Annotated in this window: 13 protein-coding genes and 1 pseudogene; 4 read left to right on the top strand and 10 right to left on the bottom strand. The window is 71.5% G+C overall.

Annotation, left to right across the window (positions count from 1 at the left end; genetic code table 11):
- Positions 1-183, top strand: a pseudogene (locus ACWEOZ_RS43185) (methyl-accepting chemotaxis protein); the annotation flags it as partial.
- On the opposite strand, the gene ACWEOZ_RS43180 reads toward ACWEOZ_RS43185, so the two are convergent.
- Positions 177-512, bottom strand: a complete 336-nt coding sequence (locus ACWEOZ_RS43180; protein WP_451916477.1) for a TraR/DksA family transcriptional regulator — start codon at positions 510-512, stop codon at positions 177-179. The pseudogene ACWEOZ_RS43185 and the gene ACWEOZ_RS43180 overlap by 7 nt on opposite strands.
- Positions 513-554: 42 nt before the next feature.
- Between ACWEOZ_RS43180 and ACWEOZ_RS43175 the strand changes: the two genes are divergently transcribed.
- Together ACWEOZ_RS43175 and ACWEOZ_RS43170 are read left to right on the top strand one after the other, a co-directional pair.
- Entirely contained in the window at positions 555-1,583 is a 1,029-nt protein-coding gene (locus tag ACWEOZ_RS43175) for a DUF6461 domain-containing protein (protein WP_451916476.1), read from the top strand.
- 22 nt (positions 1,584-1,605) lie between these two features.
- Positions 1,606-2,412 (top strand): S1 family peptidase, encoded by an 807-nt coding sequence (locus ACWEOZ_RS43170; RefSeq protein WP_451916475.1) that lies wholly within the window; start codon positions 1,606-1,608, stop codon positions 2,410-2,412.
- A gap of 67 nt (positions 2,413-2,479) precedes the next feature.
- On the opposite strand, the gene ACWEOZ_RS43165 is transcribed toward ACWEOZ_RS43170, so the two are convergent.
- The 3 genes from ACWEOZ_RS43165 to ACWEOZ_RS43155 form a co-directional block, all read right to left on the bottom strand.
- Positions 2,480-3,670, bottom strand: a complete 1,191-nt coding sequence (locus tag ACWEOZ_RS43165) for a serine hydrolase domain-containing protein (RefSeq protein ID WP_451916474.1) — start codon at positions 3,668-3,670, stop codon at positions 2,480-2,482.
- A gap of 125 nt (positions 3,671-3,795) precedes the next feature.
- Positions 3,796-5,637 carry a Xaa-Pro dipeptidyl-peptidase gene (locus ACWEOZ_RS43160; protein WP_451916473.1) on the bottom strand — a complete coding sequence of 614 codons (1,842 nt, stop codon included), beginning with the start codon at positions 5,635-5,637 and terminating at the stop codon, positions 3,796-3,798.
- A gap of 83 nt (positions 5,638-5,720) precedes the next feature.
- Positions 5,721-6,401 (bottom strand): hypothetical protein, encoded by a 681-nt coding sequence (locus ACWEOZ_RS43155; RefSeq protein ID WP_451916472.1) that lies wholly within the window; start codon positions 6,399-6,401, stop codon positions 5,721-5,723.
- 110 nt (positions 6,402-6,511) lie between these two features.
- Between ACWEOZ_RS43155 and ACWEOZ_RS43150 the strand changes: the two genes are divergently transcribed.
- Complete coding sequence (locus ACWEOZ_RS43150; RefSeq protein ID WP_451916471.1) at positions 6,512-7,279, top strand: 8-oxoguanine DNA glycosylase OGG fold protein; 768 nt, start codon at positions 6,512-6,514, stop codon at positions 7,277-7,279.
- A gap of 94 nt (positions 7,280-7,373) precedes the next feature.
- Here the strand turns inward: ACWEOZ_RS43150 and ACWEOZ_RS43145 are convergent, their stop codons facing one another.
- The 6 genes from ACWEOZ_RS43145 to ACWEOZ_RS43120 all read right to left on the bottom strand — a co-directional run bounded on the left by ACWEOZ_RS43145 (position 7,374) and on the right by ACWEOZ_RS43120 (position 15,630).
- The gene (locus ACWEOZ_RS43145) at positions 7,374-7,910 is read right to left on the bottom strand and encodes a hypothetical protein (RefSeq protein WP_451916470.1); all 537 of its coding nucleotides are present in this window, start codon (positions 7,908-7,910) and stop codon (positions 7,374-7,376) included.
- Positions 7,907-10,000 (bottom strand): galactose oxidase-like domain-containing protein, encoded by a 2,094-nt coding sequence (locus tag ACWEOZ_RS43140; protein WP_451916469.1) that lies wholly within the window; start codon positions 9,998-10,000, stop codon positions 7,907-7,909. Before ACWEOZ_RS43140 ends, ACWEOZ_RS43145 begins: the two co-directional genes overlap by 4 nt.
- A complete protein-coding gene (locus ACWEOZ_RS43135; protein WP_451916468.1) occupies positions 9,997-11,187 on the bottom strand; it encodes a glycosyltransferase in 1,191 nt (396 codons plus the stop codon). Before ACWEOZ_RS43135 ends, ACWEOZ_RS43140 begins: the two co-directional genes overlap by 4 nt.
- Complete coding sequence (locus ACWEOZ_RS43130; protein WP_451916467.1) at positions 11,184-12,755, bottom strand: ArnT family glycosyltransferase; 1,572 nt, start codon at positions 12,753-12,755, stop codon at positions 11,184-11,186. Before ACWEOZ_RS43130 ends, ACWEOZ_RS43135 begins: the two co-directional genes overlap by 4 nt.
- Entirely contained in the window at positions 12,752-14,008 is a 1,257-nt protein-coding gene (locus ACWEOZ_RS43125; protein ID WP_451916466.1) for a glycosyltransferase, read from the bottom strand. The genes ACWEOZ_RS43130 and ACWEOZ_RS43125 overlap by 4 nt, the downstream gene beginning before the upstream one ends.
- Before the next feature lie 743 nt (positions 14,009-14,751).
- Positions 14,752-15,630, bottom strand: coding sequence for an alpha/beta fold hydrolase (locus ACWEOZ_RS43120; RefSeq protein WP_451916465.1), 879 nt, complete (start codon positions 15,628-15,630; stop codon positions 14,752-14,754).
- Between the last annotated feature and the right edge of the window lie 219 nt (positions 15,631-15,849).

Genomic DNA, 15,849 nt, shown 5'->3' with positions numbered 1-15,849 from the left:
GAGATGAACCGCAGTGTGGCCGAGGCCGCCACCGGCAGCGGCGAGATCGCCCAGAACATCACCGGCGTCGCCGAAGCCGCCCGGCTCACCAGTCAGGGCGTCTCCGAGACGCAGCAGGCGACCTCGGAACTGGCCCGCATGTCGACCGAGCTCAGCAGCCTGGTCGCCGCCTTCCGCTACTGAGCCGCGCAGGTCACGCAGGTGGTGGCGAACGGCCGGGCGGCGAGCCGCTCGGCCGGGATGGGCCGGCCGCAGCGTTCGCAGGCGCCGTAGGTGCCGGCCGCCGAGCGGTCCAGGGCGGCGTCGAGATCGGCGATGCGGCGCCGGCCCGCGGCGAGCAGGGCGGTGAGCTGAGCCCGCTCGAAGGCGACGGTGCTGCCCTCGGGGTCGTGCTCGTCGTCGGCGTTCGAGCTCTCCGAGGCCGCGAAGAGCTCGCGCAGCTCCTGGTCGAGCCCCTCGACCTGGGTCCTGGCCTCGGCCCGCAGCCGGCGCAGGGTGTCGTCGCGGTCCATCCCCCGACGATACGTTCCGGGACCGGCCTAAGCTGCTGTGCTGTGGATGACCTCGCGCACGCCCGGGTGCTCCGCGACCAGCTCGGGCCCACGTTCTGCCTGACCTACGTCAAGGACGCCGACCCCGCGTCGGCCCTGCGCCGGCTGGGCGGATGCCCGGACACCGTCCGCGAACGCACACCCGCGGAAGTGACCGGCCGGCGAGAGCCCGCCGAGGCCGGGAACCCCGAGGTCGCCGTGGCCCTGCAGCTCGGCGCCTGGTCGGTGGTCATCGAGCCCGGCGGGATCCTCGGCGCCGACCACGGCCTGCTGGAGGCGGCCTCGCGGGGCAGCGCGGCCGTTTCGGTGCTGCGCCACGACGCCGCCGCCGCGCACTTCGGCTACGCGGTCGACGGCACCATGATCATCGGCTTCGACCCGGGCTACCCGGCCGAGGAGACGGTCTGGGGCGCCGACCCCGGCCTGCTGCGCCACCTGATGGACGCGCTGGGCCTGCGGGCGCCGACCGACGAGTACGAGCCCACCTGGCCGGACGCCGAGGCCCGGGCGATCGTGCTGGCCCAGCGGATCACCGGCGCCCGGCTCCCGGACCGGCCCCTGTCAGCCGCCCGGATCTCGGCCGAGCTGGAACCGTGGTTCGTGACCCCGGCCACCGCCGCGGACCTGCTGCGCGCGGGCCGGCGGAGCCCGTACGCCGCGGAGCTGATCACCGCCGCGGAGGCCGCCCCGCCGCAGCTGCAGCGGTCCGTCGCGGTCGCGGAGGTACGCCGGCAGGTGACAGTCCTGGGCCTCGCGGACACCCCCGGCCTCATGGCGGCCATCGCATCCACCGAACCCGTGACCCCGGACTCGCCGCTGGGCAAGCAGGTGCGCACATGGCTCGCCGCCGGCCGGCGGGCCACGGGTGACCCCGGACTGCCCTGGTTCCTCGCCGCCCTGCGCTGCCTACGGGACCCCGACCCGCGCGTGGCCCTGCTCGCCGCGCTGAAGCCGTACGGGTCGGGCGTGCCCGGTCTCGCGGACGAGCAGGACCGCGCCGCGGTCCTCGTCGCCCTGACGCCGCCGTCGTAAAAGCCTCACCTAGCGTCAAACCATGACCAAACGCTCCACGACCCGCCGGCACCGCCTGCTCGCCGGCGCGGGATCACTGCTCACCCTCTTCCTGCTCGGTGTCGCCGCCCCGGCCCAGGCCATCGTCAAGGGCGAGGTCGTCCCGGGCGGCTGGGCCGGCGACCGGGTGCCCGCCGTCAACCTGTACGGCTTCGTCGGCCGGATGGCCGTGGGCTGCACCGCCTCGCTGGTCGCGCCGGGCGTGGCCCTCACCGCCGGGCACTGCGGCAAGGTCACCGGCACCAAGGTGTGGTTCGGCGTGCTCAACGCCGACCGGGACGCCGGTGTGGAACGCACCATCGTCAAGCAGCAGAACCTGGGCGACGCCCCCTTCTCGGCCGGCGCGTCGATCCTGGTCGTGTGGCTCGACCGGCCGGTCCGCGAGGTCGCCCCGGTGGCTCTGGCCCGTCCCGACCAGGGCGCACTGTGGTCCGGCGGCTCGACCGTCGCCGCCTACGGCTGGGGCCAGATCAACGATCCGTGCATCGTGGGCGGCCGGACCGTCCCCACGGCCGAGCTCCGCCGCACCGGCATGAAGATCGTCGACACCGCGGTCTCCACCGGGCTCTACCGCAACCTGGCCAAGGTGCGCAGCGTCGGCGCGGGTCACCCGGCCAAGGGCGACAGCGGTGGACCGCTCATCGCTCAGGAGGGTGCCGGACGGCCGTACCTGGTCGGCGTCTACCAGGCCGCCGTGGGCCGGTGCCGGGGCAAGAACTACGCGTACTACTACAACCGCGTCTGGACCCAGCAGAAGCTACGGGACTACGTGAACTCCCACCAGGGTTAGGCCGGGTCTCAGCAGCGAGCAACGGGCTGCGCCGGAGCCCTGGCCACCGGCGCAGCCCGGGCCTGTCCTAACCGACCAGGCTCGCTGACCGCCCGCTCAGCCGGGCGGTGATCGCGCGCAGCGCGGCGACGGTCTCCCTGTCCCGCTCCGCGTCGTCCTCGGTCGGCCAGGCGCTGCACTTGACGATCACCACGTCGGCCGCCGGGTCGACGAACAGGTACTGCCCGTGCACGCCCAGCCCGGTGAAGGCGCCACCGCCCAGTGTCCACCACTGGTTGGCGTAGCCGTAGTGGTCGTAGCCGCTCGGGCCGAGCGCGCCGATCGCCAGATGCGGAACGTCGCGGACCCCGCTGCGGGCCACCCAGTCCCGGGGAACGATCTGCTCGCCGTCCAGGACACCGTGGTGGGCCATCAGCAGCCCGAGCCGGGCCACGTCCCGCGCGGTCGCGTTGAACGAGCCGCCACCGATCGCCGTACGCGGCCGGGAGCGGGAGAGCCAGTAGTAGGCGTCACGGTCGGCGCCGATCCGGCTCCACAAGCGGTCGGCCGCGTACCGGGCCAGGGAGCGGCCGGTGGCGGCCTCGAGCACCCAGCCGATCAGCTGCGCGTCGAGGGTGGAGTAGTTGAACCGCTCCCCCGGCTCCCCGGTGCGCCGGGCTGACCGCAGCACGTCCTCGACACTGCCGCGGCCCAGGCAGGCCTCCTCGAAGCGCTTGATGTCCGTGCCGGGCATGTCCCACTGTTCGATGTCGCCGACGCCGCTGCTCATCGCGAGCAGGTCGGCCAGGGTGGCGGACTCGTAGGCCGTGCCGGCGAAGTCCGGCCGGTAGTCGATCACCCGGTCGGTCAGGGCGCCGATGGCGCCGTCGGCCAGGGCGATGCCGACCAGCATCGAGGTCAGCGACTTGGACAGGGAGAAGAGCTGGAAGCGGGCCCGCGGGCCGGCGAAGGCACCGGGGTACGACTCGTGCACGAGCTCGCCGCGGTGCAGCACGACGAAGGCGGTGGTGAAGGTCCGGCGGTGCAGGTCGGCCAGGCTCCGCTCGGCGCCGCCGAAGGTGTACGTCACGTCGAGCGGGCGGGACCGGCCCGGCAGCGGCCGGTGCACCGGGCCCCGGGCGACCCGCTCGGTGGGCAGCAGCCAGTTCATGTGGGTGAAGGTCCACTCGTTGAACGGCCGCCGCATGATCAGGTCGCCCTGGCGCTCCCACCAGGAGGAACTCGGCTGAAGGTGATGCTGGTCGATGACACTGGTCATAACAGCCCCCGCTGTCCGATCGACGGTGCGTACGCGTTACGTAACGCCTCGGACATGACTACGGAGTGGATCGGCGAATCGTTCGGCCCGATCGGATGAGTTTTTCCCGGGCTGCCCGGGCCGGATCAGCGGGACAGCGGGAGCACCACCCGGGACACGCCGAGCCGGACGCCGACCGTGGTGCCGGCCGGGTAGCGCAGCGTGTGGTCGCGTTCGGTGGAGATCAGCACGAGGCCGATCCGGTGCCCGGCCGCGAACACGTGGTCCTGGGTCTGCAGGTTCCAGCTGAAGGTGTACGTCTTACCGGCCCGCACCGGCGTGCTGCGCGCGGCCGAGAGCCGGTTGCGCACGTCGAGCCAGCCCCGGGTCACGATCTCCGAGTCGGTGCGCGTGGTCACGTACTCCCGGCGGCTGAAGCAGCCCGGATCCTCCGGGATGCCGGGGCCGACGCAGTCCTGCACCGGCAGCGAACGCAGCCCGGCGAAGCGGTCGGCGGGACCGTAGTCGACCAGCAGGGCGGTCAGGTACGGCGAGGGGCCGTCCACGTCGGCCCGGATGGTGACCTTCGGCGTGCCGGAGAGCCGGGTCTCGCGGGTCAGCGGCTCGGACAGGTAGGCCAGCCTGTTCGGGTCGGCGGCGAACTCGTCGTCGGCCAGCTGCTCGGCCGTCTGCGCCGGATCGTCGACGAACGACTCGCGGGTGCCGAAGCTCGACGGCGTGCCGCTCAGCGTGCCGCCCGCGCCGGGGAACATGGCGGTCGGCCGGGTGCCCGGCAGGGGCCAGGACCGGGAGGTACGCCAGACGGTCGGCGCCACCTCGACGTCGGCCATCGGCTCCCGCATGATGCCGGTGTCGATCCCCTGGAGCCAGTAGTCGAACCAGCGGTGCAGCGTGCTGAGCCACTCGGCCCGCCGTACGTTGAACGGGTCGGTGTGCGCGGCCTGGTGCAGCCAGATCTTGCGCGGCACGTGCCGCTTGGCGAGCGCGGCCCACCACTGCCCGGCCTGCGAGGTCCGCACGTTGTCGTCGTGCAGCCCGTGCACGAGCAGCACGCTGGCCCGGACCTTGTCCACGTCGCGTAGGTAGTCCCGCTCGGCCCAGAAACGGTTGTAGTCACCGGTGACCCGGTCCTGGTCGCGTTCGATGGCGGCCATGACGTCGGCGCAGACCTCGGGATGCTCCCGGGTGAGCACCGCCTTGGCCAGCACATCGGTGTCCTCGCCCTGGAAGCCGCCGGGGGCCACGACCCCGCCGTTGGCCCGGTAGTAGTCGTACCAGCTGGAGATGGCGGCGATGGGCACGATCGTCTCCAGCCCCCGCACCCCGGTGGCGGCGACGGCGTTGGGCAGCGTGCCGTTGTAGGACACCCCGATCATGCCGGTGCGCCCGGTCGACCACCCGGCCCGTACGGGCGCGCCGGCCTCGTCGAAGGCGGCGGCCCGCCCGTTGAGCCAGTCGACGACGGCCTTCATCCCGAGCGTCTCGTTGCGCCCGCCGGACGTGGGACATCCGTCCGATCCGCCACTGCCGAGACTGTCGGCGAAGACGACGGCGTAACCGCGAGGCACGAAATAGTTGTCCAGGTAGCCGGCGAAGGTCACGGTCTCGGCCGCCCGGTCGGCGCCGGTCACCCCACTGCGGCGCGCGCCGGCGCCGTCCCGGTCGATGTCGTCATGATTCGGTACGTCGTTGAGCCCGGCGTAGTACGGGCTGGCCTGGAAGATGACCGGCACCCGGCGCTCGGTCCGGGGCCGGATGATCCGCACGGCGACCCGGTCGGGCCGCCCGTCGGCGTCACTGTCCACCGTGGTCTGCACCCATACCCGCTCACGCACGGCCTGGGTGTAGTCGTGGATCGGCTCGGTGCCGACGACGGGCGCGGCCTGCGCGACCGCGGCCCCGGCGGCCACCGTGAGCAGGGCGCTGCCGGCGGCCAGGGCACGGACCAGGAATCGGACGGATCGCATCGACGCACGCCTCCGGCACTCGGAACCAGATACCGGCCCGACCCTATCGTCTTTGATCGATGCCCGGGGACCCGCCGATGCCGTCAGTGGACAGTCGGGGGAAGCGCGACCCGTTCCGGATGCGTCGCCAGTTCGAGCAGGAAGCGCGACGCGGACATGTGGTGGGTGACGGAGAAACGCAGACTCTCGTCGAGGACCACGACCGGCCATTCCTTCGGTGTGCCTGAGGCCGGAAGCCAGCACAGGTAGCCGCCGCCCCGCAACCGGCCCCAGGTGATCAAACCGCCGGACTCGGGGTGGATGGTGCCGATCGGCCCGTCACCGGTGGCGCGCAGCTCGGCCACCCAATCGCCGAGCTGCTGCAGCTGGGCGAAGAAGTCGGTGGCGGAGCCGTCCGGCGCCGACACCGCGCCCAGCTCGTCGATCAGACGAAAGATGTCCAGCGGCAGGGCCCGACCCACCCGGGTCAGCACAGCGATCCGGTCTAGGGTGGACCTCGGTCCCGGCCCGATGACGGCGGCGAGATCGGCGACCGCGTTCACCGGCTCGGCCAGCGGGATGCGCGCCTCGCCCTCCAGCCAATAGCTGGCCCGCGGCCGCGCCTGGGTCGCGGAAGCGTAGGAGGACGGGCGTCCGGCGGGCTTGAACGCGACGAAGGTCGGTGGCTGGCGAGGCACGGCGACATAGGCCAGCATCGGCACCCCGGACGGGACCGTGGTGATCGCGCGCATGAACTCAGCGGTGCTCAGGGGGCTCGGGAACACGGGACCGGCACGTCACCCCGGTGTATCGGTTTGACACGGTAGTAAACCGCCACAGTCTTCTGGCCGAACCGCCTCCTGCCGAACGCACGCCGGGATGCCAGAGTTCCCGGGTGACCTACGAACACGATCAGGAAGCCCGCGACGAGGCCGCCGGCCACGCCCTGGGCGAAGACGATCTGAGCCAGCTGGCTGCTCAGGTCGCCGCCAAGCGGCCCTCCCTGGGCGAGCCCGGCTGGCGCGGCCAGTCGATCGCGTTCGCTCCCGCGAACTGGGCCGGGCTGATCGACGGCCTGACCATCCCCCAGGCGGGGACGATCTCCCGCGGCGACGTCTTCGACATCGCGGCCCGGGGATCGGTGGTCGACGTCTTCACCGCGAGCTTCGTCTGGGGCAGCGGCAAGCGCGGGTACGGCCCCACCCGCTGCCGCACCATCCTGGAGCTGGCCGGGCCCGAGCTCGAACGGTCACTGACACGCGCGGCTTCGGCGCAGGATGCGATCGCCGCCTACGCGATCCTGTACGGCGGCTACGACCCCAAGAAGCGTGCCCGGTACGGCGATGCGGCGTGGGGCCGGCTCGGCGGGTACGGCCCGGCGTTCTTCACCAAGTTCCTCTACTTCACCACCCCGGGCGCCCTGATCCTGGACCACCGGCTGGCCACCGCCGTGCACCAACGGACGAAGATGCCGTACCTGGTCACCACCAAGGGCCGGTCGCGCGCCTGGAGTCCGTACCGCTATGCCGTCTATCTGCACTGGATGCACCAGACCGCGCACCGGCTGGCCGTCGAACCGGATCTGCTCGAGCTAACGCTCTTCGACCCTCCGAAGCTGCCCGGCCGGGCGGGTGTACTTCGCCGGGGACCGGCTCAGTCGTGAGGTGGCTCGGCAGCACGGGTCGTTCGTCTCGGCCCGTGCTGCCGTCACCGCCGTGCACCGCCGGGTGATGGCGGGCTGACCGGATGGCGGCCGGTCAGTCGTCGCACGCGATCTTGTTGCCGTCGGTGTCCAGCTTCTGCCGGTCCGCGGCGGCCACCTTCAGCTTCTTGAAGCCGTGCCCGGCCAGCCAGGCGCACTTGTCCGTCGTGCCGGCCGGGAACGTCCACGGGACGCACTGGGTGACCTCGCCGTAGTTGTGGTCGCAGCCGTCCACGTTCGGCCGTACGTAATGCGTTTTCGTCGGGGACGGCAGCGGCTTGAGCGGCTTCACCCCCGGCTGGCCCGCGTAGTTCTGCACGAACGGCTCGGCCACCGGCTCGGCCGGGCCGCCGGCCGGCGCGTCCGGTGATGCCGGCACCGCGGGGGTGTCCGCGGCCGGCGGCACCGACGCCGCGACCGACGGTCCGGCGGCGAGGCCGGGCCAGCTGCTGTCGGTCGGACGGGGGGCCGGCGCGGCCACCGGGGCAGCGTCCTGCTGCCCCGGCGCCGCGACCAGCCAGATCCCGGCGGCCACGACGCCGAGCACCCCGAGGACGGCCAGCACCAGCACGCTGCGGCGGGCCCGCGTCACTTGACCTGCACCCACTGGGCCACCGACGGGACGCCGTTGGTGCCGACCACGTAGAGCATGTACCAGCCGGGCGGGGCCAGGTTGGGGTTGCTCGTCAGGTTGAGGCCGATCGTGTTGCCGGTGACGGTCATCGGCAGGTCGACGTAGCGCTGGTTGGGGTCGCTGGAGTGGGTCACGGCCTCCGGGCGGATCAGCGAGGCCTTGAGGATCGGGCCGTCCACGGTGATCTGCTTGGTGGTGCCGTACGGCCACTGCGCCCCGGCCATGCTCAGGATCTGCGGCCGCCCGCCCTTGAACAGGTACGGCGGGGAGTAGACCGAGACGCGCATGTCGAACGTACCGTCGCCGGGGTTGTCGCCGACCGACATGACGCGCCCGTCCGGCAGCAGGAACGCCGACGAGTGGTAGCCGCGCGGCACCGGGTCGGTGGCCATCCCCGCGGTGAAGGTGTTGGTGGCCGGGTTGAACATGGACGCCTCGTACACCGGGTCGGCCCGGTTGTGCAGCGCGCCACCGGTCTCGAAGACCTTGCCGTCGGGCAGCAGCACCGCCGAGACGTACATCTTGCCCTGGGTGGCCGTCTGCGCGACCCCGCCGGTCATCTTGCCGCTGGGCAGCAGCGGGCCGGGCTTGTAGACCGGGGCGGCCTGCTTGAGGTCGATCAGGTCGGTGAGCCGGTTGGCGTCCGGGTTGCTGTCGATGTTGCCGCCGCCGATGGTCAGCACCCGCTGGTCCTGGGCCGGGGGCAGCAGCACGCTCATCGACTGGTCCCGCTCGTCCTTGCGCTGCAGGCCGGTGACGGGGGTGATGGTGTTGGCGGTGTAGTCGTAGATCGACGAGCCGGTGCCGGGCAGGCCGTTGCCGAAGACGTGGCTGCCGGTGTAGAACAGCCGGCCGTCCTGCATCAGCACCATCGACGGGTACAGGCCCCAGAAGCTCCAGGTCTGGTTGGCCTCGTTGAGCCCGAGCCAGCGCTGCTCGCTGCTCTTGAAGTACTGCGTCGCGACGGTGCCGCCGGAGTCCTCGCCGAGGCCGCCGAGCGAGATGACGTCGCCGTTGCCCAGCACCGTGGCCGACGGGTACCAGGAACCGGCGGTCATGTCGTTGACCTTGGTGTAGGCCATGGTGTCCGGGTCGAAGATGTACGAGTCCTTGAGGCCCTTGTAGCCGTGGCTGCCGTCGGCGGCCGGGTAGTCCTTGTTGCCGCCCATGATGAGCACCCGGCCGTCGGCCAGCTGCACGTGGCCGGAGCAGAACAGGTCGGCCGGGGTCGGCACGTTGGCGAACGTGCCGGTGCGCGGGTTGTAGACCGCGGTGGTGAAGGTGCCGGCGGCGAACGCGGCCGGGTCGTTGCCGGAGCCGGCCACCAGCAGGACGTTGCCGTTCTTGAGCACCACGGCGTGGATGCCGCGGACCGGCGAGTTGAACGGCATGACCTGCCAGGCGCCGGCCGTGCAGGCGGGTCCCGCGCTGCACGAGGTGCCGGGCGCGGCCTGGGTGGCGTCCACCATCGCGTAGTCGTCGGTCTGCAGCGTGCCGACGCCGTAGATGGTGACGCCCCAGACGACCTGGTCGGTGTTGGCCGGCACCGGCGGGGTGCGGACCGTCTTCTGCTTCCAGGCGGTCGTGGTGGTCAGCGTGGCGAGGTCGGTCCAGTAGACCCAGCCCTGGGCCACGTCGTGCCGGAACATCGTCATGACCGTGTTCGGCGTGGTGGTCTTGTACCAGGTCGAGACGTCGTACTGGTGGCCCGGCGTGACGTTCGGCGCGCAGGACGGGTTCTCCAGCATCAGGGCCTTGCGGTCGCCGCTGGTGATGGCCGAGACGGTGACCTTCATGGCGTTCGCGCCACTGTGCGGCGCGGTGTGGGTCACCTCGTACTTGTGGGTGCTGTCGCCCCAGCCGGACTGCTCCCAGCAGACCGGGAAGCCGGTGGAGTCGACGACCTCCAGGCCGGGGTTGCTCAGCAGGTTGGCACCGGCGAAGGACTTGCCCGGCACGGCCAGGACGAGCACCAGCGTCACGATGACGACCTGGGCTATCCGGACCCGGTCACGCCGGCTCAGCAGGGGCAGGGGACGACGGTTCATGCGTTCTCCAAAGCGGTGGCCCTGGGCTTGGCCCGGTAGATGACCTTGTCGAGGATGAGGAAGCGCACGACGAAGGACGTCACGAGCGTCATCAGGTTGGCCACCAGCACGCCGACGTGCAGGCCGTCGACGAGCAGGGCCAGCAGCGGGATCCGCAGCAGCAGGTCGGCGTTGCCCATCAGGAAGAAGCGGGTGAGCCGGCCGGCCAGGCTGCGGTGCCGGCGGTTGCGGTAGAGCAGGGTGTCGGTCAGAGCGAAGTTCCAGCCGACCGCGATCAGATTGGCCAGCACGGCGGCCGCCAGGTAGTGCACCCCGGCCACGTGGGCCAGCAGCCACAGCGCCAGCTGGTTGGGCAGCAGGCCGGACACCCCGATCAGCGCGAAGGCCAGCATGCGGGTACGTTCCGCGCCGAACCGCAGGATCGCCAGGTGCTTGAGGAAGCGCACACCCTCGGCCATCGTCGACTTGGACTCGCCCGCGTGCCGCTGCTGGAACGTGTACGGCACCTCGACGATGCGGCCCGGCCGGTTGCGGACCACCAGCTCCAGCAGCACCTTGTAGCCCAGCGGGCGCAGCTCGTCGACCTGCAGCGAGCTGGTGCGCACCGCGAACAGCCCGCTCATCGGGTCGCTGACCTGCAGCAGCGAGTTGCGGAAGATCATCTTGGTGGCCAGCGTGGAGCCGCCGGAGATGAGCTTGCGGTAGCCGTCGGACAGGCCGTCGGTGGTGCCGCCGCCCGCGTACCGGGTGCCGATCACCAGGTCGGCGCCGTCGCGCAGGCCCGCCGCGATCAGGTCCGGCACGATCTCCGGCGGGTGCTGCAGGTCGGCGTCCATGACCACGATCCAGGCGCCCCGGGCCAGCCGCATGCCCTCGACGACCGCGCCGCCGAGGCCGCCGGTGCCGTGCTCGCGGTGGTGCACGGTGATCGGGATCGGGCAGGTGCGCGCGGCGGCCCGGATCACGTCGGGGGTGTCGTCCGTGCTGTCGTCCACGAAGACGATCTCGGTGTCGCTCTCCGGCAGCACCGCGACGAGCCGTTCCAGCAGGGCCGCGATGTTCTCCCGCTCGTTGAAGGTGGGGATGACGACGGTCTGCCGCAGCGCCGTCGCCACCTGCACCTCGCCGATCGCGCCGGGCATCATCCGGACCCGGCCCGTGGAACGTCCTCCGGCAGTGAGGGTCATGGCTTCTCCTTGTCGATCCGGCGGATCTCGATGCGTCCGTCCTCGGGACCGAACGTCGCGATCGGCGTGGAGTTCGTGAGCAGCTTGGTCACCGTGGGCAGGGAGCCGGGGTCCTGGCGCAGGGCCGGGGTGGACACGATGTAGTCGACGTCGCGCCAGCCGTCGGGCAGCGTCTTGGCGACCGCGGTGTCGAGGTCGAGCTTGTAGAACCAGATGACCTTCTCGCGCTGGAAGCCGGCGTCCACGCAGTCGATCCAGAGCACGTCGTCGACCACGATCGTGGCCCGCCCCTGGTCCGGCAGCTCGTCGCGCAGGTAGGTCGCCGCCGCCACGTACTGGGCGTTGTCGTCGGTGGTCAGGGCCCGGCGGTCGCCCACGTACCAGCGGGGCAGCACCAGGGTCAGTGCCGTCACCGCCGCCACGCCGAGGATCGCCCAGCGCCACCAGGCCCGCTGCGGCTTGAGCAGCCGTACGCCCTCGTCGGTCACGCCGGCGATGACGATGGCGAAGAAGGGCAGGATCTGCACCACGTACATGGCCGGCAGGTAGCCGCCCGGGCGCAGGGCGACCACGGCCAGGATGGTCGCGGCGATCGCGGGCGCCCGCAGCCGCCGTACGGCCAGTGCGATCAGGGTGGCCACGAGCCCGGCGACCAGGATCACGGTGTCGTAGTAGAGCCACGAGGTGATCAGCGAGTGCGAGCCGGAACCCTCGTCGAAGACCGTGCCCGAGCCCGACCGCGACATGAGCTGGAACTGCCAGGCGCCGATGAGCGACACGTGCCCCTCGCCGGGGAACAGCTCACCGCGCAGCAGGGCGTAGAGCGGGTAGAAGACGCCGACCAGCACGATGCCGCTGGTGTAACCGCCGAACGCCCACGGCCGGGTGGACGTCTTCGCGGCGTTCTGCCACATCGCCACCAGCACCGCCGGCGCGGTGAGCAGCATCGTCTCCTTGGACAGCACCGACACCGCGGTCGCGGCTCCGGCGGCCGCGTAGTGCCACAGGTGCTTGCGCGGCGACAGGGCCAGCGCCAGCGCGGCGAGCATCCAGGCGACGGCGAAGCTGTCCAGGTAGATCTGCCTGTTCATGGTGATGGACAGCGGGGACAGCCCGAAGATGAGCAGCGCGAGCGCGGACGCCCAGCGGGAGAAGTCCAGGCGCCGGCTGATCACGTAGACCAGCACCAGGCTGGCCGCGACGACCGGCAGCATGGCGATCCGGCCGGCGGCCACGGCGATCAGGTCCGGGAAGAACAGGGCCGGCAGCCAGGCCAGGCCGGCGAGCTGGATCCAGGCCAGCGGCGGATGGTCGTACCAGTACGTGTAGTGGGCCAGGCCCTGGCCGTTCTGCACCGCCCACGCCTGGGCGAGGTAGGTGCCCTCGTCGTCGGTCGCGGTCGGGAAGCCGGTGATGTTCCAGGCCATGAAGAACAGGACCACGGCCGCCAGCCCGCCGACCACGTACAGGTCGGTGCGCGAGCGCCGGACCGGCGCGGGCCGGGGCTCCGGCTGCACGGGTACGTCGGGCAGGATGATGACCTGGGTCGGCGCTTCGGCGATGCTCATGCGGCGACACCACTCTCGGCCTTGACGGGCTGCTCGGTCAGGTGCGCGCCGGTGTGCGCGGTCAGTTCCCAGTTGCGTTTGCCGGTGTACTCACGCCAGACCGCCCGCAAGGCCGCCACCGCGAGCACCAGCGCGTACGGGAAGGCGCCGAGGATCAGCCTGGCGTAGTGGTGCCAGCGGGTCCGCAGGCCGTACTGGAGACCGAAGTCGCGCAGGCCGACCGTCTGGAAGACGAGGTTGGCGGCCATCGGGATGACCGGCACGAAGGTGATCAGCGCGACGAAGACCGGCAGCTGGGCCCAGATCGCGATGGCGATGCCGATCGGGATGACGATGCCCGAGAAGGCCTGCAGGAACGGCTGGGTCAGGGTGTAGCGGGCGAGCATCCGCTGGCCGAACTCCGGCAGCCGCCGCCACTCCCCCTTGCGGTAGACCTGCAGGAAGCCCTGGTTCCACCGGGTGCGCTGCTTGAGCAGCGACGTCAGGGTGCCCGGGGTCTCCTCCTTGGTCACGATCGCGGAGTCGTACGCCACCACGACCTTCGCGCCCCGGCTGGACAGCCGCACCCCCAGGTCGCAGTCCTCGGCGAGGCAGGTCCCGTCCCAGCCGTTGGCCGCGCGCAGCACGTCGGTGCGCACGAAGACGGTGTTGCCGCCGAGCGGGATGAAGCCCTTACGGGCGTGCAGGTGCAGCCGGCTGCGGAACCAGAAGAAGTACTCCAGGCAGTTGTGCAGGCTGTACCAGCTGGAGTGGAAGTTGATCAGCTGCACGCCGCCCTGCACGACGTCGGCGTCGGTGGACCGGAACGCGTGGTCGACGTGCTCCAGCAGCTGCGGGTGCACCTGGTCCTCGGCGTCGAAGACCCCGACCACGTCGCCGCGGCAGTACGGCAGCGCGGTGTTGAGCGCGCGCGGCTTGTTCTTCTGCTCGTTGGTGTCGGTCACCACGAGGATGCGCCCGGGCGCGGTGGCGGCCACGCGGTGGGCCACCTCGGCGGTCTCCGGGTCGTCGTGCCCGACGATCACGATGATCTCGAAGCCCTCGTGGGTGGACTCGAGCAGGCGCTGGACGGTGTGCTCCAGCACGGCCTGCTCGTGCCGCGCGGGCACCAGCAGGCTGAACGTCAGCCGGTGTTCCCCGTCCGGCGCGGCGAACCGGGTCGATGCCAGCGTCTCCGGCGTGCGCCAGGCGTGCATCGTCCACCAGAGAGTCACCGCGGCGAACCCCGCGAGCACCAACGAAACCACAATCATGACGGCGGCAGCCAAAACCCGTTGCCTTTCGGAATGTGGTGGGCCCCACCCCCACCAGCGGGCAAACAATAGCCCGCGGCACCACCGTGATTTCAAGTCACCGGACAGTTTTTTCACAGCCGCATCCGGATTGTTGCCGAAATTGGCGGGTGCGCGAAACGCCGCCTTCATTAATGGCCCGGGAATGGCATGATCACGACGCTGATTTCAAGCCGCGATCTGACATTACGGGATACGCGAGGTATCGGCCGAATCGGCCCTCGACAGCAGCTGTGCGGAGACATCCGTCGCTGCCGGAAGGACGAAGGTACTACACCTCTCCACCGAACGGGCGAGCGGGGCAGGGCCGTTTCCTGGTCTACCGAGATCCGCGTCTCATATGACTGGAAGCGTTCCCACCTGCTGCTCGGTGACCGGAACCCGGGCCCGCCGGCGGTGGACGCCGGATGAACGAGGGGTAAGGAATGGCTTTCCGGGCCGCGGGCGAATAGCCATTCGCGGACCAGAATGGGCAGGTCACGACCGGTGCGGGCCACGGCCGGGGCCACCCTTACCGAGGCCGGACCGACCCCGTCCGGGCACGCTATTGACGACGCACATGCTTCCGGTGTGCTTCCGGCCGGAACCGCTCGTTCGGCGCCAACGGGTAATGGCCTGACCACGGTGTGCCCGGGACGCCATTACGGAAAGCCGCGAACCTAAACGGTCGTTAATGGAGCGACGGCCGGTTAATGACACCGGCCTCAGTGCACGGCGGCGCGGACCGCGTTGGCCGCGATCGCGTCGATGATGCGCGGCCACAATGCGCGGGGCAGGTCGTGCCCCATGCCGTCGATGACGACCAGCTCGGCCCCCGGCACCGCGGCGGCGGTCGCCTCGCCCCCGGTGACGGCGATCAGCGGGTCGTCGGCGCCGTGGACGACCACAGTGGGTGCGGTCACCTCGCCCAGCGCGGCGGTCCGGTCCGGCGAGGCGATGATCGCGGCATACTGCCGCAGCGTGCCCAGCGGGTTGTAGGACCGGTCGTACTTGGCCTCCGCCCGGCGCCGCAGCTCGTCGTCCGGCGCGGGGAAGCCCGGCGACCCGATGATCCGGGCCGTCGAGACGGCGGCGGCCACCGCGGCCGCCCGGTCGGGCGCCGCCGGCCGGCCCAGGACCGCCGCGGCCTCCGGTGTGGCCCGGCCGACCGACCTCTCGCCGGTCGTGGACATGATGGAGCAGAGGCTCGCCACCCGCTCCGCATGGCCGACCGTGAGCTGCTGGGCGATCATGCCGCCCATGGAGGCGCCGACGACGTGCGCCCGCCGCAGACCGAGCGCGTCGAGCAGCCCGGCCGCGTCCCGGGCCAGGTCCGCGAGCAGGTACGGCACCGTCGAGCGGTCCCCCGCCACGATCGCCCGCACGTCCGGCACGCCCCACTCGGGCCGGCTCGCCGACAGCCCGGAGTCACGGTTGTCGAAGCGGACCACGAAGAAGCCCCGTCCGGCGAGCTGCTCGCAGAACTCCTGCGGCCAGTCGATCAGCTGCGCGCCCAGCCCCATGACCAGCAGCAGGGCCGGGTCGGCCGGGTCGCCGAGGGTCTCGTAGTACAGCTCGATGCCGTTGGCCTGCACGTCGGGCACGGTGGGGGTCCTCTCGTCACGGCCCGGCGCAGACGCGCCCGGGTACTGACGATGATGGATGAAGCGGGACCCCGCTGCTACCCGGCCACCGCGGCCCGCACGCCGTGGAAGTCGGGCTGGGCCTCGGGCCGGCCGAAGTGGTAGCCCTGGGCCAGCCGGTAGCCGAGGCGGTGCAGTTCGGTGGCTTGTTCGGCGGTTTCGACGCCTTCGGCGACGGCG

The organism is Actinoplanes sp. NPDC004185 (genome assembly GCF_053603475.1).
The sequence above is the reverse complement of the archived record's forward strand: the minus strand, read 5'-3'. Positions and strand labels throughout refer to the sequence as shown.

Coding starts and splice junctions, on each gene's coding strand:
- ACWEOZ_RS43125 (WP_451916466.1), bottom strand. CDS start 14,008: ATGATTGTGGTTTCGTTGGTGCTCGCGGGGTTCGCCGCGGTGACTCTC.
- ACWEOZ_RS43130 (WP_451916467.1), bottom strand. CDS start 12,755: ATGAGCATCGCCGAAGCGCCGACCCAGGTCATCATCCTGCCCGACGTA.
- ACWEOZ_RS43140 (WP_451916469.1), bottom strand. CDS start 10,000: ATGAACCGTCGTCCCCTGCCCCTGCTGAGCCGGCGTGACCGGGTCCGG.
- ACWEOZ_RS43160 (WP_451916473.1), bottom strand. CDS start 5,637: ATGCGATCCGTCCGATTCCTGGTCCGTGCCCTGGCCGCCGGCAGCGCC.
- ACWEOZ_RS43170 (WP_451916475.1), top strand. CDS start 1,606: ATGACCAAACGCTCCACGACCCGCCGGCACCGCCTGCTCGCCGGCGCG.
- ACWEOZ_RS43180 (WP_451916477.1), bottom strand. CDS start 512: ATGGACCGCGACGACACCCTGCGCCGGCTGCGGGCCGAGGCCAGGACC.
- ACWEOZ_RS43135 (WP_451916468.1), bottom strand. CDS start 11,187: ATGACCCTCACTGCCGGAGGACGTTCCACGGGCCGGGTCCGGATGATG.
- ACWEOZ_RS43165 (WP_451916474.1), bottom strand. CDS start 3,670: ATGACCAGTGTCATCGACCAGCATCACCTTCAGCCGAGTTCCTCCTGG.